1 protein-coding gene is annotated in these 268 nt (G+C 51.5%); it reads right to left on the bottom strand.

Annotated elements, in window-relative coordinates:
* Positions 1-268: ATP-binding protein (locus PPOP_RS18755; RefSeq protein ID WP_042230154.1), on the bottom strand; the 268-nt coding region annotated here is incomplete at both ends.

The raw sequence follows: 268 nt of genomic DNA, 5'->3' as shown, positions 1-268 counted from the left end.
CCTTTCGTAACAATCGGCAATCACGTTAAATAGCAATTCCGAACCGGTTTGGCTGAACGGTACGTATCCAACCTCATCCAGAATGAGTAAATCCACCTTTTTCAGCTTCTCTCGGAACCGGCTGACTGTGCCTACCGCAAACTTCTCTTGCAAGATCGCCACGAGGTCCGAAGCCCGGTAGAATTGTACGGCTTTGCCTTGTCTACAGGCTTCCACCCCTAAGGCCGTTGCCATATGCGTCTTTCCAGTCCCTACAGCGCCCATCAAC

Source organism: Paenibacillus popilliae ATCC 14706, assembly GCF_000315235.1.
GTDB classification, from domain to species: Bacteria; Bacillota; Bacilli; order Paenibacillales; family Paenibacillaceae; genus Paenibacillus_B; species Paenibacillus_B popilliae.
The sequence above is the reverse complement of the archived record's forward strand: the minus strand, read 5'-3'. Positions and strand labels throughout refer to the sequence as shown.